Here is a 24,349-nt window from a genome sequence, read left to right on the forward strand (position 1 = left end):
TGCATGGTCGCGTGCTGTACGCCGAGGAAGCCCGCCTTGCCCGACGGGGAATACGACACGAGCACCCAGGGCTCGGCCGTCCATCCGAACGACAGTGTGGCCGCTCCCGCGCCCGTGACGACGTGTGCTGCCGCGCTAGCGCGGCACGAGCAAGACCGCGCATGTTATCGTACCGCCGCAGCCGGTGCATGTGCGCATCCACTTCATCGACATGGCGAAAGCAACCATTGCGGAAACCACATCATTAACTGGATCAGCGCGGACAGCGCGGCGACCAGCATCGCCATCAGCGCGAAAAAAGAAGCATGCCTTGACCTCGGTTCGCCATCGCCAGCGCGTGCATCCGACACATACCGCCAACGCGCAAAGCCGAGCGCCGCCGCTGCCACCGAGAACATAAATGCGACGGCGCTCACGATGGAAAGCGCAAGCGTGCTCCGCTGCGCGCAGGCCGGCTGCACGAGCGCGTAATTGAGGCTTTGTGCGCCGAGCAGGACAAACGGCGCGACAACGAGCCCAAGCCAGGAAGCGAAAGAAGTCCGGATCATCACGACATCCGTGGCGCAAAGTAGATCACGAGATAAATCGGCAGCCAGGTCAATACGACGAAGTACCCTTTGAAAGAACAGGTCATCGTCGTCACCGGTGCGACGAGCGGCATCGGCCTCACGACTGCACGCGAGGCCGCGAAGCGCGGCGCGCGCGTGATGCTTGTCGGCCGCGACGAAGCCGCGCTGAAATACGTCAGAGACGATCTGATCCAGACGGGCGCGCAGGCTGACTATGCCGTTGCCGACGTGCGTGAGGCAAGCAGTTGCAAGCGGCCGCGGATCGCACGATTGAGCGGTTCGGCGGCTTCGATACGTGGGTCAACAATGCAGGCGGCTCAATCTACGGCGGTCAAAGGCTTTACGGATGCGCTGCGGCTCGAACTGATGGATGCCGATGCGCCCGTCTCAGTGACGTTGATCAAGCCTGCAGGCATTCACACGCTGTTTGTCCAGCACGCGCGCAATCACATGGACGTCGAGCCCAGATTGCCGCCTCCGCTCTACGCGCCGGAGATCGTCGCCGACGCAATTCTGTATGCTGCCGCCACGCCGAAACGCGATATCTATGTAGGGAGCGCGTCGGCGGGCACGGTCGGCCTGGCCCGTAGCGCGCCGGGCATTCTGGATCGCTTCATGGGTCGCCTCGGTGTGCGCATGCAGCGCACCGACCGGCCCGCTCACCACGACGGCGGCCATTGCCTCGAATTGCTGCGACGTTCGCCGCACAAACGCATCGTGCGCGAGAGCAGTCTGTACACGAGCGCATCGCTGCACCCCGGAAGGACAGCGGCGCTCGCGCTAGGCGCGGCGATGTTGGGTGTGCTCGCATGGAAGCGGCGTCATTGACGCGCACTGCGTCAGAAGCGCGCCACGCGTTGAGGCGCCCCGCCGATGGAATCACGCGTCACTCGGGCGGCTGCATTCAGTGCGCTCAACTGCCGTCGCCCGTTCGATCCAGCCACGCGCTGACGGCAAGTCCTGCCGCGAGCGCAATGTAGATGCCGGTGAGCGAAGGCCGAGACACATGTGCGTCGAAGCCGGGCTGCAGCCGTTCGGGCACGACGTGATAATCGACGACGTATGCAGTCGCCGCCGTCGCCGCGGCTGCCGTCGCAACGGCAACGGGATCGGCATGCGGCGCATCGGGTGACAGGCGGTTGCAGAGTGCCTCGAAAAGTGTCGCCCAGAAAACTGCGGACCCGGCGTGGATCGCGGCCCCGGACAACGTATATCGGACACTGGGTCGGGTCTGCTGGAACGCACGTCGCGGCCACAGACAGTGAGTCACCGCATTGAGCGGAGCGACCGCCGTCGCGCCCTCCGCTGAGGCCCGCCACCCGGCAAACGCGGCTGCGAAAGCACCTGAGACCAGCCCCGAACGCAGCGCGCGACGCGTGAGAACCAGAATGTTGACGTTCATTTCTTCCCTCCTTGAAAACCTCGAAGCGCTGTTGCGCACCACGGCTGGAGCATCGCGTGTTCCGCGTTTGCATCGGAGGGCGATTGCCGGGCGCCGCGCATGGGAATAGCCATTGCTGCTTCAATCGACTCACCCCTATCAAGGAGCAACCATGGCAGGCGATAACTCTTTCCAGCCGGGCGAGATCGTCAAGACGTCCGGTATCTATTCCGTCGTCCACGACGACGGTAAACAAACGTTTGAGGTGACGTGCGTCGAAGGAAAGCACTTCCCGCCTTCTCGGACTGGCAAGGGCACCCACTATGAACTGAAATACGCCGCGACGCACTCGCACCGACATGCTGAATTGAAGGGAACGGAAGCGCGTGACTAATCCGGCCCGGCAGTGCTTACCTGATGGAAGGCTGCAATCGGGCAAACGTAATGGAGATCATGATGGCAGGCGATAAAGCGAAAGGCATCAAGCAGGAAATCAAAGGCTACGTGAACAAGGCAACCGGATCGCTAACGGGAAACGAGGCACGCAAAGCCCACGGCGAAGCGCAGATCACGGAAGGCGACAACAGGAAGGACCTGGCCGATCAACAGGAGAACGGGAGGAAGGGCAAAACCGATCCGGGCAATCCTACGAATCTGTGAATCGGCGCTTGACCGAACCGGCCAGGAGACGGTGACATCGTTGTGTCTCCTGACGGGCTTTTTGCGTCAGCCGGTGCAGGTGGCTGGTGCCCGGTGCCCGGTATTTCCTATTGCGGATACGCCGAAGGCGGGCAGCCGGCGCGATGCTCACAAAGCCAGTAATAGCAGGCTGCCTCGTGCGAGGAAAAGCCGTCGCCGCGCTTATGAAGGCAGTTTCGCCATTCGATGACGTCGAGAATCGTTGGATGCGGTCCATCGATACTCCAGAGCGTCGCCATGAGATACCTGTCGACGTCGATTGGCGTACCTGTATAGATAACGGCAGGGATTGATCGCGATCCGTTCAGCATAGCTTTGGGCGTGACGCAGGCTGGAATACAGTTCAGTCTGAACTGACATATCCCATGTTTCACCCCGTAGGCGAGTCCGTAACTCCCAGGTACCGGACACCCGGGCAAATACGCCGCGCGGCGGTCGAGCGGACCACCCGCCGATGTCCCAAAGCTTTTTTTGCCGATGTCCGCAGTGAAAGTGCCAGAACATAGGCGACGGGGTGGAAGCGATCCCGCATCAGCGGCGCGCGTTTGCAAGCTCATCACGCTCTTTTGCATTGCGCTGCGGTCGGCAGGAAACAGCCTCGGTTGCTGCAGAAAGGGCCGCGGTTATGCGGGCCGCTTAAGGAGACAACCGGCAGCATGGCGCGCCACCAGACGGGAGAGCGAGCAATGCTGTCTCGCGATCCAACTAGCATCCTGCGTTCCGCACAACACCCGATGCGGGCCGCCCTACCCCCGCCGGAGGGCGTTCAAGAAGCGGTAACCAGCCGGGCATAGCCATTGCGCGTTCGTCGTTTGTCCAGCGCCCGTAACGCACGCCAAACCCAGCACTACTGGGGCAAGCCTGTCCACGGTGCTCGAAACGTGTCCACCTTGCATCTGGCGACTCGTTGACGCTGAGCGTCGGCGCGAAAGGGAAAGCCTCAAGTAGTGGCGCTCCCGGGTTTTCCGTCGAGCGTTGCGCGGCGTGGCGTGCGCAGGGGTGTTTTCGCACATTCATTGGAGAATCGATATGACCGAGACTCAGCCGCAAACGAACGCCGGTACCGTGCCACTCGAGGCAGCGCCCGCACATGAAGCTGCGAAGGACACCGGGCATCCACGCCTGCGACAGATCGCGGCGTTCGAGCATCAGGTCACGGGTGTCGCCGTCGCTGGCGACGGCCGTATCTTTTTGAACTTCCCGCGGTGGACAGAAGATGCGCCCATCTCCGTCGGCGTGTTGACCAGCGATGGCAGCGTGCAGCCGTATCCCGACAATGCCTGGAATAGTTGGCGCAACGCAAAGCGCGACGAGTTAAGCCCAAACGATCACTGGGTGTGTGCGCAGGCTATGTTATGCGACAGACAGGGTAATCTCTGGGTCCTCGATCCAGGCGCGCCCGCCCAGTCCTTCGTTGTGCCGGATGCGCCGAAGCTCGTGCGAATCGATCTCTCCACGAACAAGGTTGTGCAAATCATCGCCTTCGGGCCAGACGTTGCGCCGCAAGGGAGCTACCTCAATGACATCCGTGTGACCCCGGATGGCCGGTATGGCTTTATCACGGAATCGGGCGTCAAAGGCGCGCTGGTCGTCGTCGATCTGCAGTCGGGACAGGCGCGGCGGTTTCTGGACGGTCATTACTCGACGCAAATGGATGTGAACGTCGTCGTGCACGCCGACGGTAAGCCTTTGCGACGCCCAGACGGACGCGGGGTCGAATTTTCTGCCGATGGCATCGCGCTGTCACGCGATGGGCAGTATCTGTACTGGCAAGCCGTCAAGGGTAGAACGCTCTACCGGATCCACACTGACCTGCTGATCGATGCATCGCTGGATGACGAGCGTCTTGCTGCGGCGGTCGAAAAGCAACTTGAACACGGCCCGGCAGACGGGCTGCATATCGACAGGAACGGAAAGCTCTATATCACCGCGGTCGAAGAGCACGCGGTAAAGGTATGGGACGGTAAGCACCTGGAAACATTGATTCGTGAGCCCGGACTGCGATGGCCCGACACGTTCGCCGAAGGTCCAGACGGAAGCATCTATCTCACTGACTCCCGCATACCCGACATGCCGTGGTTCAAGCCCGGCCAGCCTGCTGCCGTCCCGTCAAGCCTATTGATGATTTGAGGCACAGCCGGCTGAGCGGCGCGCGCGTTTTTTACGGTTGGACCGCATAGCGTTGGGCGAGTCCAAATCACGGAGCTTACGCGCGGCGGTGGCGTCAATAGCGAGCAGGCTTTGATTGACAATGCTGCAACATCAACCGCCAGGCTCTGCCCGCTCAGGCCATCGCGCTCTCACCCCAGTCACCCCGAGAATGGGTGTCAGCGCCCAGCGGCATAACTGGACACGCGCCCGTTGGTGACAATTGAACTACTGCAATGCTTGAGTAGACTTTTATCAAAGCTCGCTTTGAGGATTGTCCGCCGGTCCCGGTCCTGACGGGGTCTCGTGGCTATGAGAAGAGGAAGCTTCAACGGCGAACCGCTACTCTTCGCGGAAGCGATCCCCCACCTGCCGCCTCCTCCCGCCGGGCGGCAACTTCGGCGCCGCATCCGTAGCGGCAATCGATGCCTGCTCACGACCGCCTGGTTGACAACTAGTAATCACAAACCGGAAATCGCACACCGCAAGGTGCGTGACGACTGGAAGCTACGGATCGCCGGAACACCATTTGCTCACTACGCCTTGCACTCACTGACGGAGGCATAAGGTGGGCAAGAAACTGGAAGAAGTGCACCCGACGAGCGAACGGCCCGAGCACGCCGTCGACAAGGCGGTCGAAGATACTTTCCCCGCAAGCGATCCGCCCGCGACGGGGGGCACGACGCGAATCGAGGACGATGATGCCGATGGCTCCGGCGAGGAGCAAAACAGGCAGCAGTGAGCAGTGAGCCATCGCGCGACAGCAGGCGGCAGTATCCGCGATCCAACACAGGAGAGTTACCATGAAGGCTGATATAAAACCACCAGACGAAGATTCCGCTGCAACGCGAGTCGACGGCGTGACGGAAGCGACTGTGCAAGCCGCCGTGCCGGCCGTATTGGATAAACCTACCGCCCAAACATTTTCCTTTCCGAAAAGCGAGAATTCAATCAGCCGGGAGGATGGCCGGGCATCTGCACCGTCGTTGCGGCTAATCAAAGGAGGGATCGGTGACGTCCGCGATGCGGTAGTCAGCGGATATGAGGAAATGTCGGCCTCGACCGACGCGTTTGTCCATGAAAGCCCCTGGAAGTCGATCGCGTTCGCGGCCCTCGGTGGCATCATCGTGGGCATGCTGGCAGCACGTTAGAAGAAAGACTTTTGTTGGATGCGCGGCCCGACGCACGCCGGAGGGCCGCTCGATCCGTAAGAAATTTTTTAATGGCCGCTCGATGAGAGTGTTGCTGTTGATGTCCATGCAGAACTGACCCACTGAGGGCCGTAATTTTCATCGAATTTTGACCCACGTGATTGAATGTCCTGCTCAATCTTTGAGCAGGGGATACAGAGGTGATCACGGTGGGCATATTGGCCAAGATCAGGCGGATGTATTTCCGCGAGAAGGTCCCGCTGCGCGAGATTGCGAGGCGAACGGGCCTGTCCCGAAACACGGTGCGCAGCTGGCTGCGGCAGACCGATGCTGTCGAGCCAAAGTATCCAAAGCGCGTCAGCCCGAGCGTCGTCGACGAATGGGCCGCACAGCTGACGGGCTGGCTGCGGGCGGACAGTCATCGCCCGAAGCGCGACCGGCGCACCGCGCGGTTCATGTTCGAGGCGATCCGCGGCGAGGGTTACGCGGGTAGCTACGGCCGCGTCAGCGCGTTCGTAAGGCGCTGGCACGAGGAGCAGGCCGAAGCCCCGCGCAGGAAGGCCTACGTGCCACTCGCCTTCGAACCCGGCGAAGCCTTCCAATTCGACTGGAGCTGCGAATACGCCTTCATTGGCGGGCTGCGGCGGCGCCTTGAGGTCGCTCACGTCAAACTCAATGCCAGCCGCGCGTTCTGGCTCGTCGCCTATCCCACCCAGAGTCACGAGATGCTGTTCGACGCACATGCCCGCGCATTCGCCGCATTCGGCGGTGTGCCCCGGCGCGGCATCTATGACAACATGAAGACCGCCGTGGACAAGGTCGGCCGCGGCAAGGAGCGTGCAGTCAACGCGCGCTTCGAAGCGATGTGCAGTCACTACCTGTTCGAGCCGGATTTCTGTAACCGGGCGGCAGGCTGGGAGAAAGGCATCGTCGAGAAGAACGTTCAGGACCGCCGACGGCAGATCTGGCACGAAGCGGCACTACGGCGCTGGGAGACGCTCGAGATCCTGAACGAATGGATTGCCGGCCAGTGTCGCGAAGCCTGGCACATGCGGCACCCGCAATGGCCCGAGCTGACAGTCGAGGACGTGTTGCAGGACGAGCGCACCCGGCTGATGCCCAATCCACGGCCATTCGACGGCTATGTCGAGCAGACCCTGCGGGTCTCGTCGACTAGCCTGATCCACTTCCAGCGCAACCGCTACAGCGTGCCCACCGAGTACACGAACCAACTGGTGAGCGTGCGCTGCTATCCAGCGTATCTCAGCGTCGTTGCCGGCTCCCAGGAGATCGCTCGCCACGAACGCAGCTTCGAGCGGCACATGACCTTCTACGACTGGCGACACTACATCACGCTGGTCGAGCGCAAACCCGGCGCGCTACGCAACGGGGCGCCGTTCAGCACGATGCCGCAGCCGCTGCAGCTTTTGCAGCGGCACTTGCTGAAACACCCGGGCGGCGATCGCGTCATGACGCAGGTGCTCGCAGCGGTGCGCGAACACGGACTCGATGCCGTGCTACTCGCTGTGCAAGCTGCGCTGGATTCAGGGCGTCCAAGTGGCGAGCACGTCCTGAACGTGCTGAGCCGGCTGAAGGCTCCTGTCACGAGTGCCAGCCTCGCCGATACGAAACTCCAGCTCAAGGAAGAGCCGGCGGCTGACGTGAGCCGCTACGAGACACTACGCGCCAACCCACCGGAGGATCGTCATGTCTAACGACATCATTGCCCAGCTCAAGGGCCTCAAACTGCACGGCATGGCGAGCACCTGGCCGGAGCTGCTGGCACAGGCGCGTCACACTGACTTCGAGCCGGAGCGCTTCATGAAGCAGCTGTTGATGGCGGAGACCGCCGAACGGCAGGTGCGCTCGATCGCCTACCAGATGACCGCCGCACGCTTCCCGGCTCATCGCGACCTGAAAGGCTTCGACTTCGCACAGGCGCAAGTTGATGAAGCGCTGGTTCGTGAACTCAGCGAACTATCGTTCCTTGCGAGCGCACACAACGTTGTGTTCATCGGCGGCCCCGGCACCGGCAAGACGCACCTCGCTTCGGCAATCGGAATCGAGGCCGTACAGCGCCACGGCAAGCGTGTGCGTTACTTCTCGACCGTCGAGCTGACCAACGCTCTGGAGCAGGAGAAATCCACCGGCAAACAAGGCCAGATCGCTCACAAGCTGATGTACGTCGACCTGGTGATTCTCGATGAACTGGGCTATTTGCCATTCAGCCAGACCGGTGGCGCCTTGCTGTTCCACCTGCTCTCAAAGCTGTACGAACATACGAGCGTCGCGATCACCACCAATCTCAGCTTCGGCGAATGGGCGACCGTGTTCGGGGATGCAAAGATGACGACAGCGCTGCTGGACCGGGTTACGCATCACTGCCACATCGTCGAGACCGGCAATGAATCGTGGCGCTTCAGGACCAGTTCTGCCAAGGCAAATGCAACGAGAAAAAGAGCAGCAAAACCGGCTGGAAACGAAGAGTTATCCACACCGGAATAGATGTACTACGCTGTCCCTGGGTGGGTCAGATTTAGATGAAAACGGTGGGTTAAGACTGCGTGAAAATCAACAGCCGCCTTCTCCTCGCGGAGATTTCGCTCTGTACGCCCTGGTGTCAGACTGGTGCAGCCTGGTAGTAAGGGCTGACCCAATACTTTTCGCGACAGTGGGCTGGACGATGCGCGCCGCTCACGCCTGTGAGAATGTGATCATTCGCAAACTGCCGCCGGAGCCGATCGCTAACATCGATATACGAGGCGTGCGGCCGCAGCCCCGGGGTAGTTCGCGGTCCGCGACGATACGTGCCTATTCGCGGGACCGCTCGGATTGGATGATGCGCAGCGCATCGGCCAGCGCCTGAAGCGAGAACGGCTTGGGCAGAATGGCATCAACGCCGGCCGGGCGGGCGTCGGTGGATTCCTCGCCAACCAGTCGCCCCGTCACTGCCACAATCGGTACGTTCCTGAACGATGTGAGCTGGCGCAGTTGCGCCGCGAGCCGATAACCATCCAGGTCGGGCAGGTTGACGTCGGTGACCACGACATCAAAAGCAGCGGTGCGCGCCGACTCGAGCGCCTGCGCTGCGTGGGTCGCTGAAGTGACCTGCGCGCTGTAGAGCGCGAACAGCTCCGACATTGCGGATAGCGACTCTTCTGAATCCTCGATCAACAACACACGTGCCCCCCTGAATATCGAAAGGTCGGCTGGCGCCTCGCCAGACTTCCGCTGGGCGAAAGAAGCGTCGGCGGGCAGCGTGACGACGAAGCGTGCGCCCCGACCCTCGCCGTCGGACCAGGCCTCGGCCGTTCCGCCATGTAATTCCGCGAGCTGGCGAACCAGCGACAGCCCGATTCCAAGCCCGGTCGTGCGAGGCCGTGATGGTACGTTCGGAGCCTGCCGGAAAACGTCGAAGATCGCATCGAGCAGCTCCGGCGCGATACCGACGCCCGTATCGGCGACTTCGAGGGAAACCTTCTCGGCCTCGAGCTTGAGCCGTGCCCGCACCATTCCGTGCGCAGGCGTGAACTTCAGCGCGTTCGTCATCAGGTTCCAGACGATCTGCTCAATGCGGACTGCATCCGCGCGGATGAGTACAGGGTGCGCGGGTAGATCGAGCTGCAGGCGCACGCTCTCGCGCTCGAAATCCTTGCGCATCGCCTCTGCGATCGATCGTGTGATCTCAGCGATGTCGGTCGGCGCGAAATGCAGCGAGAGCTTTCCCGTCTGGATGCGGGAAAAATCCAGCACATCGTCGATGATCTGCGCCTGCGCCATCACCGACTTCTGGATCGCATCGGCAATTTGCTGAATGCGACTGATGCGCTGCGCTTCGGGCATACGGGCGAGAATTTCCGCCTTCACGTGGATCAGGTTGAGCGGATTTTTTAACTCATGTGAAAGCACCGCAATGAATTCATCCTTCAGGCGACTCTGCTTGCGAACCTCGGAAGAATCGGCGCGCTCCCGTGCCAATGCGATGTTCTGTTGCCCTTCGGCAAGCTTCCTTCGCGTCGCGTCGTGCACAATCTTGGCAAAGCCTGAAAAGCCAGGCGCCTCCAGACGGCTGAGAAAGCCGCTGCAAAAGACACGCTCGCCGCCCTTCGCCACATGCCAGCGCTCATCCTCGGCGCGTCCGTAGCTGCGCGCCTTCCGGCTTTCCTGTGCCGGCACCCCGGCGGCGAGATCCTCGGCCGTAAAGATGACGTCAAGGGCATGTCCCAGCATTTCCTCGGCCGTGTACCCGAATATGCGGGTGGCGCCCGCGTTCCAGCTGACAATCGACCCGCCTTCGTCGAGCACGATGATGGCAAATTCATGGGTTTCCTGCGCAGCGAGCCTGAGCTTTTCCTCGCTTTCGCGGGCACGGCTCTGGGCGGCCTTCTGCTCGGAAATATCGATGAGTGCCAGGACTGCACCATCGATGCGGTCGTCGTCGGTTCGGTACGGGATGACGCGCGCCAGGAAAGTCCGGCCATCGTTGCCCTGCACTTCCTTTTCAACCGTCCGGAGCCTTTCGAAGGCTGCGCGCAAATCCTCGATCATCTCCGGATATCGGAGCCTGTGCGTCAGATGCTGAAGCGGCCGGCCCGTATCGCTGGGCAGGATGTTGAAAAGCGTCTCGGCAGGTGACGTGTACCGCTTGATGTTCAGCGTTCGATCGACGAATACGGTGGCAACGCCGACGAGGGCAATCAGGTTCTTCAGGTCGTCACCGACCCTGGCTGCCTCCTGGACCTTCACCATCAGTTCGGAGTTGACGGTGACGAGTTCTTCGTTGAGCGACTGCAGTTCCTCACGACTGGCTTCGAGTTCCTCGGATGCGGAGCGCAGCTCCTCGTTGGTCGCCTGAAGCTCTTCGTTCGATGCCCTGAGTTCCTCGGTCGAGTTCTGCGCGTCGCGCACGGAATTTCGCAGGCGGTCTTCACTGCCGGCGAGTGCAAGCTTCAGGGTATCCACGATTTCGCCGGGCCTGGCGTCTGCTACCCTTTCCGCTGGCGCAAGACCTGCCGTCGCGGGCATGTCGCACGTAATGGCGATCAGTTGCTCGTCGCGCACCGCATCGCGGTAAGTCCGCAGCGACAATGCTACGGGTAGCTCGCCCGAGGCAGTAGAGAATGGCAGGGACGCTGCGTCCTCACGCTTTCCCGACTCGAGACAGACCTGGATCGCCTTACGCAATCTGCCGTGAGCGTCATCGCGTACAACGTCGAAAAGATTCGCGACTCGCCTGTGCCGTACGTCTTCAATGAGGCAGTTCGCCGTTGCCGAGTGATGGACGATGGTGCCATCCGCGTCTACCACAATGACGGGCGGACCGAAGAGGTCAAGCGAATGCTCATGAGGAATGGTCACCTCAAGGGGCCGGTTTTCAGGCAATGTGAAGAAGCTCGGACCGGCGACAAACGGCTGGAAGGTGAAATGCGCGTACTCCGACAATCCGCCCGTTGGCGTTTTGGGCGTCGCCCGATAGAGTTTCCTCTGCTTGTTCACCGGCACAAAGTGATTTTCGGCGAGGTCAGCCGACTCAGCCGAGCCGAGCAAAAGCAGGCCGCCCGCGCGCAGCGCAAAGTGAAAACCCTCGAGTACCCGCCCCTGAGCGCGGCGGTTCAGGTAGATCAACAGGTTGCGGCACGAAACCAGGTCCATGCGCGAAAACGGCGGATCACGCAGAACGTTGTGAGGAGCGAAGATCACACGCTCGCGCAGCGATTTGACCAGCCGGTAGCGATCGCCGTCCTTCGTGAAATACCGGGCAAGACGCTCGGGCGACACATCGTTGGCAATTGCCGCAGGGTAGCTTGCCGCCCTGGCGATGGCGATCGCACGCTCGTCAATATCGCTTGCAAACACGGTCACATGAGGGATGTTGGGCAGGCGCCTCGATACTTCGTCCAGAACGATCGCAACCGAGAAGGCTTCTTCCCCCGTTGCACAGGCCGGCACCCACGCCCGCAACTCTTCCGGTTGGGGCTTCCGTCCGAGGAGTTCGGCGTACAGCCGTTCCCCGAGCGCCTCGAAGGAATCGTGGTCGCGAAAGAAATTCGTCACACCGATCAGCATGTCCGCCAGAAGTCTCGACGTCTCTTCAACCGTTTCGTCAAGGAATGCCTTGTACGCGTTCACCGACGTGAGACCGTTGACCTGCATCCGACGCTCGATCCGGCGCACGACGGTGCCACGCTTGTAACTGGAAAAGTCGTGCCGCGTCCGTTTGTGCAGCGTTTCAAGGACGGCGCCGATCGCATCCGCGTCCGCAAGAGGCGCGGCATCGCCGCGGGCGGCATCATCGTCCGTGTCGGATCCTGCCGGCAACGCGATCTGCGCCGCGCTCTTCACAAGCCCCAGAAGCCTTGGAACGATCTCGGCCACCGGAAGCACGAGATCGACGTCTCCGCTCGCAATAGCGTTACGGGGCATGTCGCCATACTCGGCTTCTTCCGGTTGCTGGGCGACCGTGATTCCGCCCCGTTCCCGAACGCGGGCAATGCCGACCGTGCCATCCGTTCCAGAGCCTGAGAGGACGACGGCGACGGCCCGGGCGCCATGGGCGTCAGCCAGGCTGCGAAAGAAAACGTCAATGCTTGTGGGCGGTAGTCGGGGCGGCTTGGGGTCGCTCAGCCGGAGGTAGCCGTCCACCATCGAGAGGTGCTTGCCCGGAGGAAGGACATAGACCGTATTTTTCTCGAGCGGAACAGGACTGTCGACCTGCCGGACCCGCAGACTGGTGACAGTCTGGATGACGTCGTGCGCATGGCTGGCGTGATCGGGCGAAAGATGCAGAACGACAACAAACGCCACCCCCGGCGAGGACGGCACTGCCTCGAAGAGCCGCAGGAGCGCCTGCACGCCCCCCGCGGAGGCGCCGACTCCGACGACTGCAAAGTCTGGCCCCACGGACGCAGGTCGATCCTTTTTTTCCATTTCCGGTTACACCTTTGGATGACATTCTTCAATTATGCATCTTCCAGCGTTCTTAAATGACAAGCAAGCGCGCTTGACACTGGGACCAGGTTCCGTTCCTCTCAGCGAGGCAGGGCCGCCACTTTCTATACCGAAGGAACTGAAAGTCCGGATTCGCAGATTGATCCTCTCGGTTCGCGCCCCGTGGGCATGGCGTACCAGGCGGCGAGAAAATGTCTCTGGATCAAAGTTCTCCATCTGGCCCGGCATGACCCGCTGACGGTTCGCAAAGCGCGGCGCCAGTTCCAGGATGGGCGCAAACACGTGCTTTGGCGCAGGACGAGCCGTATTACCGTACCGGCGCTACTCTATGTGGATCTGGATAGGTTCAAGCAGGTCAACGACCGGCTGGGTCATGGTGCCGGAGACGAAGTGCTGATTACAGTCGCAAAACGATTGCAAAACGCGATCCGGCAAGGCGAACTCCCCAACAGGCTCGGCGGCGACGAATTTGCGGTCCTGATGCTGGAGTCCAATCCTCTCGCTATCCAGGCCATCGCTCGGCAGGCGCCGACAAACATCCAGTGACAACCCATGACTGGATAACCACCGACAATCGCCCCGGTCGACCGGTCAGATGGTTGTCGAACCCCTGCTTGACGCTATCCAGCTCATCTTCCGTAGTGCGTCGTTCCGGCGCATCCGCTCAATGCTCCTGGCCCACACCGCCAGCAAGGGCAAAAGCGACGATCGAATCGCCGGACTTCGTGCGCAGACCGCCGTGCCCGCCCGCCGCAATGACGACGTACTGGCGGCCATCGTTGCCGACATAGGTGATCGGCGTCGCTTGCCCACCGGCGGGCAAGCGGGCTTTCCATAACTGCTGCCCGGTACGCTCGTCGAACGCACGGATGTAGTTGTCGGCCGTCGCGCCCATGAAGATCAACCCGCTCGCGGTAATGATATTCCCGCCGATCATGAAGATTCCCGTCGGCAGCGGCGCGTTCGTGTGCGTGTTGAACAGGTTCATATCCCGTGTCGTACCGACGGGTCGCTCCCAGGCGATCTTCCGGGTCTGCAGATCGATGGCGACGAGTTTGCCCCACGGAGGCGCGCTGCACGGGGCGTTGAGCAGGCCAAGCCATGGCTTGACCACTGCCGCATATGGACTGCCGTATTGCGGACCGACCGCGAACTCCTTCGGCTTCGGATACGCCTGTGTGCTATCCCATCCGCCCCATGGTTTCATCAACCCCCGCCGGATTGCTTCGGCCGTAGGCATTGCCTCCATCATGAAGGGAATATAGCTGGTGTTGGCGATCAACAGATGATGAACAGGGTCGATGGACGCGCCGTACCAGTCCACCACACCGTCGAACGCCGGATAGGCGATACCCGTGCCGAGCGCTGGCGGCGTGTACTGGCCGGAATAATGCGCCCGACGAAACTGTATCCGGCACCAGAGCTGGTCAATCGGTGTTGCACCCCAAGTGTCGCGCGCCGACAGATCGGCGGGCGCTAGCGACGGCATGCCGACCGAATAGGGTTGAGTGGGCGAAAGCCGCTCGCCCGGCAATGCCGGCGCAGTCGGCACCGCCTTTTCGACAACGTCGGCGAGGGGCTTGCCTGTGCGGCGGTCAAGCAGGAATAGCTGTCCCATTTTCGTGGTCTGCACAAGGGCGGGAACCCTTCCGCCGCCGGCACGCGGCAGATCCACCAGCGAAGGGCCGATCGGCAGATCGAAGTCCCATACGTCGTGATGGACTGTCTGGAAATGCCAGCGCTCGCGTCCGGTCTCGATATCCAGCGCCACGAGTGCACTCGAATACTCGTCGTCGAACGGACGGCGACCTGCTCCGTAATAATCGGGCGTTGCGTTGCCCAGCGGCACGTAGATCATGCCCAGCGAAGGGTCGGCCGTGTAGGTGCCCCAACCGTTCGGCGTGCCGCGCGTATAGGTATCGTCCGGACGCAGCGGCGCAACGGGATCGGCTTTTCCCATGTCCCACGCCCAGGCAAGTCGCCCGGCCAGCGGATCGTAGGCGCGTATCACGCCGGAGGGCTCTCCGCGCGCCTGATTGTCGTAGATCCAGCCGCCCAGTACGACTCGGTCACGGATCACAAGCGGTGGTGAGGTGATGAAGTGAAAACCTGGCGGCACCTTGCCGAGATGATCGGTCAGGCTGACGAAACCGTGAGCACCGAAGCTGTCGCAAGGTCGGCCAGTATCCGCATCGACCGCGACCAGCCGCGCGTCGCCCGTCGTTGTGATGATGCGGCGCGGACAGGCACTGCCCGCTGGCGCCTCGTAGTATGCAACGCCACGGCAGGCCAGATATTCATTGGCCGACGTGTCGGAGTGCGGGTCAAACTTCCACAGCGGCCTGCCAGTTGTCGCATCCAGCGCGATCACCCAGCGATGCGGCGTGCACAGGTAAAGCCGGTTGCCGACCTTCATGGGCGTCACCTCGAAGTTGAACTCGCGGCCGGCCGTCGTTTCGCCCTTGCGCGGCACGTCACCGGTGTCGTAGCGCCAGACCTCGCGTAGACGTCCGACGTTCGTCGAGGTCAACTGCGTGAGCGACGAATAACGGTCGCCCGCCGGTGTGTGGCCGTAATAGCGCCATTCGTTCGCGTCCGGTCCGTCGGGCGGCTGTGCCGCAGAGACGGCGGCCAGGTCGTCACCCGGCGCGGAAGACGATGCCAGCGTTTCGTTATGAATGAAGCGTTGCGATGTAACGTTCACGCCCGCCCAGAAAACGCCCGCAATGGCCAGCGCGTAGACAGCTCCCGTGCCCATCGCGGCCCGCCGCATGGACCCTTTGCCGGACAACGGGAGCACGATCCACGGCATGCTGCACCACAGGCCCAGTAGCGCCAGTGCAAAAAGGCGCGGCATCAGCTTCCAGCCATCGAACCCGACCTCGTAGAGCGCCCATGCAACGGTGCCGGCAAAAGTTGCAAAGTAGAGCCACAGGCCGGTCACGCGACGCAGCGTGATCAACGCACCCGAGACGACTAAGGCAAGGCCAGCGACGGCGTAATAGGGCGTGCCGCCAAGCACCAAGAGCCAGCCACCCGGCACTGCAAGTAGCAGGCCAACCAGTGCAACGAAGATGCCGGTAAGGCCAGGAAGGGACACGATGCGAGGCGACGCCATGATGGCAAACCGGAAGACGTGGAATGTAGATTTCAGCCTGAGCAAACAGCGCGCCCGGTGTGTCGCCGCGAGTACGCCGCACGCACAGCGGCGACGTGAGGGCCGAGTCAGTGTGCATTCGGTTGATGGATCGCGACGATCGAACGGGAAGATCCGCACGGGAAGGGAGGCCTTTGGCCTTGCACCGGAATGGTCAGCACTTATGCATTTTCGATCTGGTTCTGGTCGTGACGGCATCCGACACTCGGCGAGCCGCCGGTATGGCGTTTTCTTCGCCGCAGTCGCCGTCGCGCCACCGCACGCCTTGACCGTGGCCGCAACCAGCTCCGATTTGCATCACCGAGCGAAGTACCGACGCAGATGGTGTATGCGGTTCCGGCGCGTGGCCCGAAAACGTGACCGGGACGGGCACGATGGCTGTACTTTCAGAATCTTTGCCTGACATGACGTGCGCACGCTGGACATCGTTCCTCAGCTCGCGTACGTTGCCGGGCCACGGATACGTGTAGAGCATCTCTCGCTGCCCTCCCGGAATGCTTTTCCTGGTGCCATGCTGCCTGTTGAGCTCGTCGACAAACGCGAAGGCAAGCAGTTCGATATCTCTGCCACGCTCGCGCAACCGCGGCAAGCAGATCGGAAAGACATTGAGCCGGTAGTACAGATCGGGCCGCAGCTTGCCGCTGCGGATGGCGTGCTGAGGATCGCAGTTCGTCGCAGCGACGACGCGCATATGAGTCTGGATTTCTTCGGTCGCACCGACGGGTGCGACCCTGCCCGTATCGAGGACACGAAGCAGCTTGACCTGCGTCGAGCCCGGCATTCCGGTGATCTCGTCGAGGAACAGCATGCCGCCGTCTGCACGTTCGAAGAATCCCAAATGCTGATGATCGGCGCCTGTGAACGCGCCGGCCACGTGGCCAAATAATTCAGACTCCGCCAGATGTGGAGAAATCGCTCCACAATTCACCGCCACAAATGCGCGATCCCGCCGAAGATTTGACCGATGCAGTGCCTGTGCTGCCACGTCCTTCCCCGTACCCGACTCCCCGAGCAACAGACGGAGGTTGTTGAAGGTGCGACACGGGTGATGTGCTCAAACACTTCACGCATGCAGAGAGACTCGCCGGTCAGCGTGCTGATATCGTCCGCATCCTGCCATTCGAGGCGCCGGTCGCACTCCGCTGTCAGGCTTCGCAAGGACGCAAGGCGGGCGAGAATCGACTCAATCCGCTGAACATTGACCGGTTTGCCCAGATAGTCGCTTGCGCCCAGTTTGAGACATGCAATGGCTGACTCGACTGTAGCGTCAGCGGCAATCACGACAAACTCCCATTCGCTCGCGCCCGGACTGTTCTCTCATCAGGTCAAGCCCGATCCCATCCTGTAGTTCCGGACTGACGAACGCAACATCGGGCGGGCGCTGCAGAAGCGATGACGAGAGAAAAGCGTGCGGGACGCTCGACCACGAGCGCACGCGGCATAGAATGCCTCTCTCTCGTTCCAACGGATGTCGGCGGCCAAGCTTTTCCGCCCACCATGTCCTGCGGCTCACCAAGCCTCGTTCCGCCCGGCTCTATCGCGCCCGCGTATATGCATCGCGATCCGGGGCAACGTTGCCGGAGCGGTCATTGACTCCCTCTTGAGGACTATCGCGGGCTTGGCAACACCCGCTAACATAGAATTGCGTTGACCGACGGCTGGGCCGCGCGACGCGTACGTGCGAAATCCGTGCGTTTCGTACGCCGGGCGATGATTGAAAAGCGGCTGGCGGGCGTTCACACTCTTGCTACCGATTGCCGTATCACTCACACCATGTCTGCGCAAATTCCGGCTGTGATAGCCACCGGAACACCCGTTGAGGTGGACCGGTACCTTGTCGCTGCACTTTGGGCGGCGGAAGGTTGCCGGCCGTCCTTGTCTGATGTCGCGGACTGGCTCGCATGCCTGCAACGACGTGGAGAGGAGTTTATGCCTCATGAGTCAGCCTGCTACTTTTGGCTCTGCGAACATCACGCCGGTTATCCGCCTTGGCTATATCCGCATTAGTTCCCCCGAGTTGCAGAGACCAGGTGTCAGTTCGGCATATGCAGAGCTTAACGGAAGTGACCTGATGGACGGGCTAGATGCATCACTGAAGACCGGTGAACGTATCGTAGGTGTCACCGTTCAGGCGGCCTGCGGCGAGTTGCACATCATTTCACTGTGGCGCCTGCTAGCAGCAGCCGGCATACAAATGCAGAGCGCCAGCAGCAATTGCGCAAAGCACGCAGACTCTGAGCGGATCACGATCAGCTTTACGCCGGTCGATGCGACAAGAGCGGATTCGATTCTGAAAAGCCTTGAGGCTGAGCGCTGGATAACCCACGCGATGCTTCACGTCCTTTCGTCGTGACATGCAGTCGCTTTAACGTTACCGATGCCGCTTGCGGTGAACGCCTGGTCGATCTCAGAAAATATGCTGCATCGACAGAACGACGGCATTCGCCGAGCCGGCTGGGTTGCTGATCGGGTGTGATTGATCCCACGCGCTACGTGGGGCGGTTGCTGTGATCAGTGGATGCAGCCGGTTTGCTAGCTCGCGGCAGCAGCAAGTGTGTGCCTCATGGGTCTGTGCATCACGATGAGAGCGACTCCGCATGTTGGTGGGAGTGCATGTTACGCCTGATACGCAGAGTTCAGCGGTTGGGCTAACTTCGATCCGGACATGAGCGCGTTGCGGATGCGTCCCGATCCTGCAACGCTCATCTCCCCAATGCCCGTCTCACCCGTCCGACATCGCGACTCGTCACCGGCGACGCATCGTTGCCCCACGCGACGCGCACGAATGTCAGCACGCGTGCCATTTCCAGGTCGGTCAGCTTCCCGGCGAAGGGCGGCATCTTGTCAGGCTCAGGTCCAGTCTGCGTATGCGGCGCTTCGCCCCCTTCGATCAGTAGCCGTACAAGTGAATCGGCACTCGCGCTCAAGACGACCGGATTGCCTGCAAGCCGCGGATATCTGAGTGTTTCGCCCATACCGTTCGTTTTGTGACACCGGGCGCAGAAACTCTGGTAAACACCCGCACCGGGTAATTCGACATTCCCTGTATCAAGCGCGCGCACGCTTTTTAGCCCTATCGGCGATCGTGCATCGAAATGTCCTGACGATACGCGCGCCGGCAGGCTCTTGAGATAGAGGGCAATGGCATGCAGATCGTCATCGCTCAGATATTGCGTGCTGTCCTCGACCACCTGAACCATGCTGCCAAACGTCACGAGTCCGCCGCCATGCCCACGCCGCAGGAACGACACGATTTCGTCCTGAGAAATGCGGCCGAGTCCCGCGCCCTGATCGCCTGTCAGATTCGGCGCGAACCAGTGGTCGTTCGTGCCGCCCGTCAGGTAGCGCTGCGAATGTTCGTCGTAGCCACGCTCCTCATAGGCCGGGCCGCGCGGCGTGTGACACGCGCCGCAGTGTCCAAGCGACTGCACCAGATAGGCGCCGCGATTCCCCTGTGCGCTGCGCGACGCCTGCGGGAGGAAAACCTTGTCCGATGCGAACGCGAAGCTCCAGAATGCCAAAGCCCAGCGCTGATTAAATGGAAACGGCAGAGTGGTATGCGGCGCGGCTTTCGACACGGGCGCAACGCCATGCATGAAGTATGCGTAGAGCGCCAGCAAGTCGTCGTCATTGATTTTTGCGAATGACGGGTACGGCATTGCCGGATACAGCCGACGGTTGCCCGGCGCGACGCCCTTGCGGACCGCACGTTCGAAATCGTCGTAGCTGTACCGCCCTATTCCCGCAATGGGATCCGGCGTGATGTTCGACGACCAGATCGTTCCAAACGGCGAGCCCATCGGCAGGCCGCCCGCAAACGGCGCCGACGGATGCAACGGCGCCTTCCCCGACACACCGCCCGGCGGCGCCGTATGACAGCCTGCGCAATCAGCGGCCTTCGCAAGATATTCCCCTTTTGCGATCAGCGTCGGATCCCGCGTATCGATGCGCGCGACGAACGTTTGTGCGTGTGTACGCTGAATGAAGTCGATTCCAGTCGGTATCGCAAGCAGCAGCGCAAGCGCGCTTGCCGCAATCACGATCATGGATACGATGCGCGGCTTCATCGGTGTCACCATCGACCGCACGGCGCGACAATGATCACCGCGAGGTCGGTCGACAACAGTCCGAACATGAACATCGCACTCGACAACACGCTAACCCTTGCGAGGAACCACTCGAGTTCAACGGCACGACGCGTGCGGCGGTCCAGCGCATGCCATCGGCGGGCGCGCGTGAGCACAACGGTGCGCCACGCGAATCCGACGCCCGCCACGCCAAGCACGAAGCACCCGACGCTCAACGCGATGAGCGCTGACATCGCCCACGCAGGCGGCCCGGACGGCCGCCCTGCACTGGCGAGCGAACAGGCGCGCGTCGTCAGCACTTCGCCGATGAACATCTGCGCGACCCACGCAAGCGGTGTCGCGAGCGTGCCGAGCAGAAGCCGCCAGGAGCGAAAGCGTGCGGTGTCCTGGAGCGTGCCGTCCTCGCCTCCTCTGTTGCCGTCTTCATCGCGTGCCGGTGTCGTCGGTCCCATCATCCGCGACCTCTCAACACATACGGCGACAGGTAGAGCGTGCTGAAGATGAACAGCCACACAAGATCGACAAAGTGCCAGTACAGTCCACCGATGGTCAGCGCGAGACAGCGGCGTGCGTCGAAATAGCCGAGCGCTGTCCACAACAGAAGCAAGGCGAGCACGACGAGACCTACCGCAACGTGGGCAAGGTGAAAGCCTGTGATCGTGAAGTATAGCGAACCATACAGATGCGTCGTCAGACCATACGGGTGGTCGCGCCATTCCTTGAACTGGATGCCGGTAAAAGCCACGCCGAGCAGCAGTGCAATGCTCATCGACGCCACCGCCCGACGCAAACGCCGCCGCTTGACGTTTCGCTCGCACAGCCACACGAATAGGCTGCTGGACAACAGGATCGCCGTGTTGACGAGGCCCAGTCCGAGCTTCGGCAGCCCCTCGGGCGGCCACATGTTTCCGCTTTGCGACGCGAGATACAGATACGAGAAAATCAGATAGCCGAACAGCGACCCTTCCGTCACGATCAACGCGAGACAGCCGAACCATCCGCCCGAGCGCTGCCCGGCGCTGCCTACGGGCAGGCGTTCCGGCAGTGCGTTGTCATGCATCATTTCGCTCATGTCAGCGCCCTGCCTCGTGCACGCGCCGCGGTTCGCGCTGGATAAGGCCGCGCTCCGGCCACAGCCACACAACGAGTGACGCCGCACAACCCAGCAGCATCGTCGCTGCAACCCACCACGCCAGCATTGCGAGCGCGGCGAAAAAAAGCGTCGCGAAGACACCCAGTAGAAAAGGTATGTACGAGTCCTCGGGCATCTTGAGAATCACGTCCGGTCGTGCTTCGAGCGCGGTCGTGCCGAGCGCTTCGCGGCCATGATCGAGGATAAAGCCTTCGCGCAACGAGGACCGCCCGCCGTTCTGCCCTTCGTCTTCGATACGTCCCTCCCACAATGGATGCCTGCTCGCAATAGCCGGTACGACCGCGAAGTTATAGGCTGGCGGTGGCGATGGCGTCGACCATTCGAGCGTACCGGCATCCCACGGGTTGGCGCCGGCCACTTTGCCCCGCCGCAGGCTGTAAAGCAGGTCGGACAGGAAAACCAGAATGCCGAGTGCCAGCACGAACGATCCCGCGGACGTCACCAGATTCACCGTACTCCAGCCCATATCCGGCGCATACGTATAGATGCGACGCGGCATGCCGAGCAAGCCCGCGATGTGCATCGGGAAGAATGCAACGTTGAAGCCGATGAACATGATCCAGAACGCGAGCTTACCGATGCGCTCGCTCATCATGCGCCCCGTGAACTTGGGAAACCAGAAATACACACCGCCGATAACAGGAAATACATTGATGCCGAGCAGCACGTAATGCAGATGCGCGACTACGAAGTAAGTGTCGGTGACTTGCCAGTCGAACGGCACCGATGCCGTCATTACACCGGATACGCCACCGATCACGAACAGCAGGACGAATCCCGCAAAGTAATAGAACGGCACACGAAACACCGGACGTCCCGTCCATATCGTCGCGATCCACGCAAATGTCGCGATAGCGCTAGGTATCGAAATCGCCATGCTTGCCGCACCGAATAGCGACAGCGCGAGTGCGGGAATCCCCGTCGCGAACATGTGGTGAATCCAGACGACGAACCCGATCAGCATCGTCGCGATGGTCGACAGGGCGACGGGGCCGTAGCCAACCAGTGGCCGGCGACAGAACACAGGCAACCCATCGGAGACAATACCCATGGCAGGAAGCACGACGACGTAGACCCATGGGTGCGCGAAAATCCAGAACAGGTGCTGCCACAGCAGCGCCCGTCCGCCGTTCGCGACGTCGAAGAAATGCGTGCCGATGCGGCGATCCATCCATAGCATCAGAAACGCGAGACTCACGGACGGCACCGCGACGAGGTTGCCGCATGAAGCGGTCATCGTGCCCCACACCAGCACGGGGACGCGATCGAGCGACATGCCGGGCGCGCGCATTCGCAGCAAGGTCACGGCGAAGTTCACCGAACCCACCGTTGTCGAAATGCCGAGCAGCAGCATCCCGAGCGCGTACACGTCGATGTTCGGACCCGTGTCGTAGGCGAGGTTCGAAAGTGGCACATAGTTGAACCAGCCTGCATCGGGCGCCTGCCCGAGCGGAAAGCTCGCATACAGGAAGACCGCCGCGAACAGAAAAATCCAGTATGAAAACGCGTTGAGGCGCGGAAACGCCATATCGCGAGAGCCGAGTAGCAGTGGCCATAGGTAGTTCGAAAAGCCCGACAACACGGGCAGGGCGTAGAGAAAGATCATCGTCACGCCGTGCATCGTGAAGAGCTGGTTGTACTGTTCCGGAGTGAGGACGGTGCTGTCCGGACGCGCAAGTTGCACACGCATGATCAGCGCTTCGATCCCGCCTGCGATCAGAAAGATGAACGCGGTGACGATATACCGGATGCCGATGCGTTTGTGGTCGACTGTAGAGAGCCAGCCGCGCCAGCCAGCAGGCGTTTCCCACAGTTCGCGCAGCCGTCGCTCGTCGGCACTGCCCGGGACAACCTCGCCGCGTAACAGCGTTCGCTCAAGTTGTGGCGTCGTGGTCGATGATGAATTCACCATGTCGGTCATGCGTCTCGTGTCAGTGCAGTGTTGCAAGATACGCGGACAGTGCAGTCGCTTCGGCCGTCGTCAGCGCGATGCCTGGCATCAACGAATCGGGCTTGATGCGCCGTGCGTGCTCAATCCAGTCGAGCTGATTCGCGGGCGTGTTGGTTAGTGCGCCTGCCGCTATCAGTCTGCGTGAATTCAGGTGCGTAAGATCGGGCGCCTGCACGCCCAGCGCGTCGGTGCCGCGTATTGCATGGCAACCCGCGCAACGTTCCTGAAAGATCTGCTGGCCGTGTGTCGCGATTCCAGCGGGAACGGATGCCGCGGCCCGCGCCTGCTGCCGACGCCACGCATCGAAATCCGGGCGATCCTGTGCAACCACCTCGAAAGCCATATGCGCATGCTGCGCGCCACAAAACTGCGAGCATTGCCCGCGATAGATGCCCGGCGAATCGGCCTGAATCCATTGTTCGTTGGGTTCACCGGGTATCGTCTGTGTCTTGCCTGCAAGTTGCGGCACCCAGAAGGCATGAATCACGTCGGCGCTCTTCAATATGATCTTTACGGGTTCGCCGACAGGAATGTGGATCTCGTTCGCGGTCACGACGGCCGGGCCTGCGGCTGAGTTGTCATAGTCGATCTTCCACCACCAGTCATAAGCCGTGACGGTCAGCGTGAGCGCCGGGGCGCGGGGTGGCGCCGCCACCGAATCCAGCGTGACGAGCGTGTAGGCAAGCGCTGCGATGAGCAGCACCGACGACACGCCCGTACCGGCATAGATCCAGCGCAGCGCGACCGTTTCGCCTTGCGCGAAACGCTCATTGGATGGCGCATGCCGGTGGCGGAAAATCGCAATCGCGAGTAGCAGCGCAACGATCGCGATTACCGACGTCGACAATGCAGTGAGCGCCCATCCCAGATGCATCGACGGTTCTGCGGCGGGGCCATGCGCGAGCAGAAAGTAATCAAGGGGCGCGGCCGATGCATCGCAAGTTGCAGCCTGCAGCGCGAATGTCAGCGCGACGGACGCGGCCATTCTCGTGGCCAACGCAGTATCTACACGGACACGAGCGATGTCTTCGGGTTGTAGACGCATTCCATTGCACTCCGACATTCAACATCTGGTCCTTCGTGACGCGACGCGCGCCCGCCTGT

The 24,349-nt window shown here is 61.6% G+C and carries 20 protein-coding genes; 10 read left to right on the forward strand and 10 right to left on the reverse strand.

Features of this window, described 5'->3' with window-relative positions:
- Positions 1–203: 203 nt before the first annotated feature.
- Complete coding sequence (locus tag KFO72_RS10690; protein WP_225032005.1) at positions 204–548, reverse strand: hypothetical protein; 345 nt, start codon at positions 546–548, stop codon at positions 204–206.
- A gap of 69 nt (positions 549–617) precedes the next feature.
- Here KFO72_RS10690 and KFO72_RS10695 point away from each other — a divergent pair, with 69 nt between their 5' ends.
- Positions 618–1,397: an SDR family NAD(P)-dependent oxidoreductase gene (locus KFO72_RS10695; RefSeq protein ID WP_318248437.1), complete on the forward strand. Its 780-nt coding sequence runs from the start codon at positions 618–620 to the stop codon at positions 1,395–1,397.
- A gap of 85 nt (positions 1,398–1,482) precedes the next feature.
- On the opposite strand, the gene KFO72_RS10700 is transcribed toward KFO72_RS10695, so the two are convergent.
- On the reverse strand, positions 1,483–1,971 hold the full coding sequence (locus KFO72_RS10700; protein ID WP_225032006.1) for a hypothetical protein: 489 nt from the start codon (positions 1,969–1,971) through the stop codon (positions 1,483–1,485).
- Positions 1,972–2,122: 151 nt separating this feature from the next.
- Between KFO72_RS10700 and KFO72_RS10705 the strand changes: the two genes are divergently transcribed.
- The 7 genes from KFO72_RS10705 (at position 2,123) to istB (ending at position 8,453) form a co-directional block, all read left to right on the forward strand.
- Positions 2,123–2,344, forward strand: coding sequence for a hypothetical protein (locus KFO72_RS10705; protein WP_225032007.1), 222 nt, complete (start codon positions 2,123–2,125; stop codon positions 2,342–2,344).
- A gap of 50 nt (positions 2,345–2,394) precedes the next feature.
- Positions 2,395–2,610 (forward strand): CsbD family protein, encoded by a 216-nt coding sequence (locus tag KFO72_RS10710; RefSeq protein ID WP_412101771.1) that lies wholly within the window; start codon positions 2,395–2,397, stop codon positions 2,608–2,610.
- 1,068 nt (positions 2,611–3,678) lie between these two features.
- The gene (locus KFO72_RS10715; RefSeq protein WP_225032008.1) at positions 3,679–4,779 is read left to right on the forward strand and encodes an SMP-30/gluconolactonase/LRE family protein; all 1,101 of its coding nucleotides are present in this window, start codon (positions 3,679–3,681) and stop codon (positions 4,777–4,779) included.
- A gap of 586 nt (positions 4,780–5,365) precedes the next feature.
- A complete protein-coding gene (locus tag KFO72_RS10720; protein WP_225032009.1) occupies positions 5,366–5,539 on the forward strand; it encodes a hypothetical protein in 174 nt (57 codons plus the stop codon).
- Positions 5,540–5,600: 61 nt separating this feature from the next.
- Positions 5,601–5,948, forward strand: a complete 348-nt coding sequence (locus KFO72_RS10725) for a glycine zipper domain-containing protein (protein ID WP_225032010.1) — start codon at positions 5,601–5,603, stop codon at positions 5,946–5,948.
- A 236-nt stretch (positions 5,949–6,184) separates the two neighbouring features.
- Complete coding sequence (istA, locus tag KFO72_RS10730) at positions 6,185–7,663, forward strand: IS21 family transposase (RefSeq protein WP_263627369.1); 1,479 nt, start codon at positions 6,185–6,187, stop codon at positions 7,661–7,663.
- Positions 7,656–8,453 carry an IS21-like element helper ATPase IstB gene (istB, locus tag KFO72_RS10735; protein WP_225032011.1) on the forward strand — a complete coding sequence of 266 codons (798 nt, stop codon included), beginning with the start codon at positions 7,656–7,658 and terminating at the stop codon, positions 8,451–8,453. Before istA ends, istB begins: the two co-directional genes overlap by 8 nt.
- A 306-nt stretch (positions 8,454–8,759) precedes the next feature.
- Here istB and KFO72_RS10740 read toward each other — a convergent pair whose 3' ends face one another.
- Positions 8,760–12,875, reverse strand: a complete 4,116-nt coding sequence (locus tag KFO72_RS10740; RefSeq protein WP_225032012.1) for a chemotaxis protein CheB — start codon at positions 12,873–12,875, stop codon at positions 8,760–8,762.
- A 189-nt stretch (positions 12,876–13,064) separates the two neighbouring features.
- Here KFO72_RS10740 and KFO72_RS10745 point away from each other — a divergent pair, with 189 nt between their 5' ends.
- Complete coding sequence (locus KFO72_RS10745) at positions 13,065–13,442, forward strand: GGDEF domain-containing protein (RefSeq protein WP_225032013.1); 378 nt, start codon at positions 13,065–13,067, stop codon at positions 13,440–13,442.
- A 118-nt stretch (positions 13,443–13,560) separates the two neighbouring features.
- Here the strand turns inward: KFO72_RS10745 and KFO72_RS10750 are convergent, their stop codons facing one another.
- A complete protein-coding gene (locus KFO72_RS10750) occupies positions 13,561–16,014 on the reverse strand; it encodes a membrane-bound PQQ-dependent dehydrogenase, glucose/quinate/shikimate family (RefSeq protein WP_225032014.1) in 2,454 nt (817 codons plus the stop codon).
- 193 nt (positions 16,015–16,207) lie between these two features.
- Positions 16,208–17,068: a sigma 54-interacting transcriptional regulator gene (locus tag KFO72_RS10755; protein ID WP_225032015.1), complete on the reverse strand. Its 861-nt coding sequence runs from the start codon at positions 17,066–17,068 to the stop codon at positions 16,208–16,210.
- Positions 17,069–17,989: 921 nt separating this feature from the next.
- On the opposite strand from KFO72_RS10755, the gene KFO72_RS10760 reads away from it, so the two are divergent.
- A complete protein-coding gene (locus KFO72_RS10760; RefSeq protein ID WP_225032016.1) occupies positions 17,990–18,406 on the forward strand; it encodes a hypothetical protein in 417 nt (138 codons plus the stop codon).
- Positions 18,407–18,755: 349 nt separating this feature from the next.
- Here KFO72_RS10760 and KFO72_RS10765 read toward each other — a convergent pair whose 3' ends face one another.
- The 5 genes from KFO72_RS10765 to coxB are packed head-to-tail and all read right to left on the reverse strand — an operon-like array spanning position 18,756 to position 24,230.
- Positions 18,756–20,120, reverse strand: a complete 1,365-nt coding sequence (locus tag KFO72_RS10765) for a c-type cytochrome (protein ID WP_225032017.1) — start codon at positions 20,118–20,120, stop codon at positions 18,756–18,758.
- A gap of 5 nt (positions 20,121–20,125) precedes the next feature.
- The gene (locus tag KFO72_RS10770; RefSeq protein ID WP_225032018.1) at positions 20,126–20,596 is read right to left on the reverse strand and encodes a hypothetical protein; all 471 of its coding nucleotides are present in this window, start codon (positions 20,594–20,596) and stop codon (positions 20,126–20,128) included.
- A complete protein-coding gene (locus tag KFO72_RS10775; protein WP_225032019.1) occupies positions 20,593–21,213 on the reverse strand; it encodes a heme-copper oxidase subunit III in 621 nt (206 codons plus the stop codon). The genes KFO72_RS10770 and KFO72_RS10775 overlap by 4 nt, the downstream gene beginning before the upstream one ends.
- A 1-nt stretch (position 21,214) precedes the next feature.
- Positions 21,215–23,215 carry a cytochrome c oxidase subunit I gene (gene ctaD, locus KFO72_RS10780; RefSeq protein ID WP_225032020.1) on the reverse strand — a complete coding sequence of 667 codons (2,001 nt, stop codon included), beginning with the start codon at positions 23,213–23,215 and terminating at the stop codon, positions 21,215–21,217.
- Between the two features lie 10 nt (positions 23,216–23,225).
- Entirely contained in the window at positions 23,226–24,230 is a 1,005-nt protein-coding gene (coxB, locus tag KFO72_RS10785; protein ID WP_225032021.1) for a cytochrome c oxidase subunit II, read from the reverse strand.
- Positions 24,231–24,349 lie beyond the last annotated feature (119 nt).

The organism is Paraburkholderia sp. XV, assembly GCF_020177535.1.
Lineage (GTDB): Bacteria > Pseudomonadota > Gammaproteobacteria > Burkholderiales > Burkholderiaceae > Paraburkholderia > Paraburkholderia caribensis.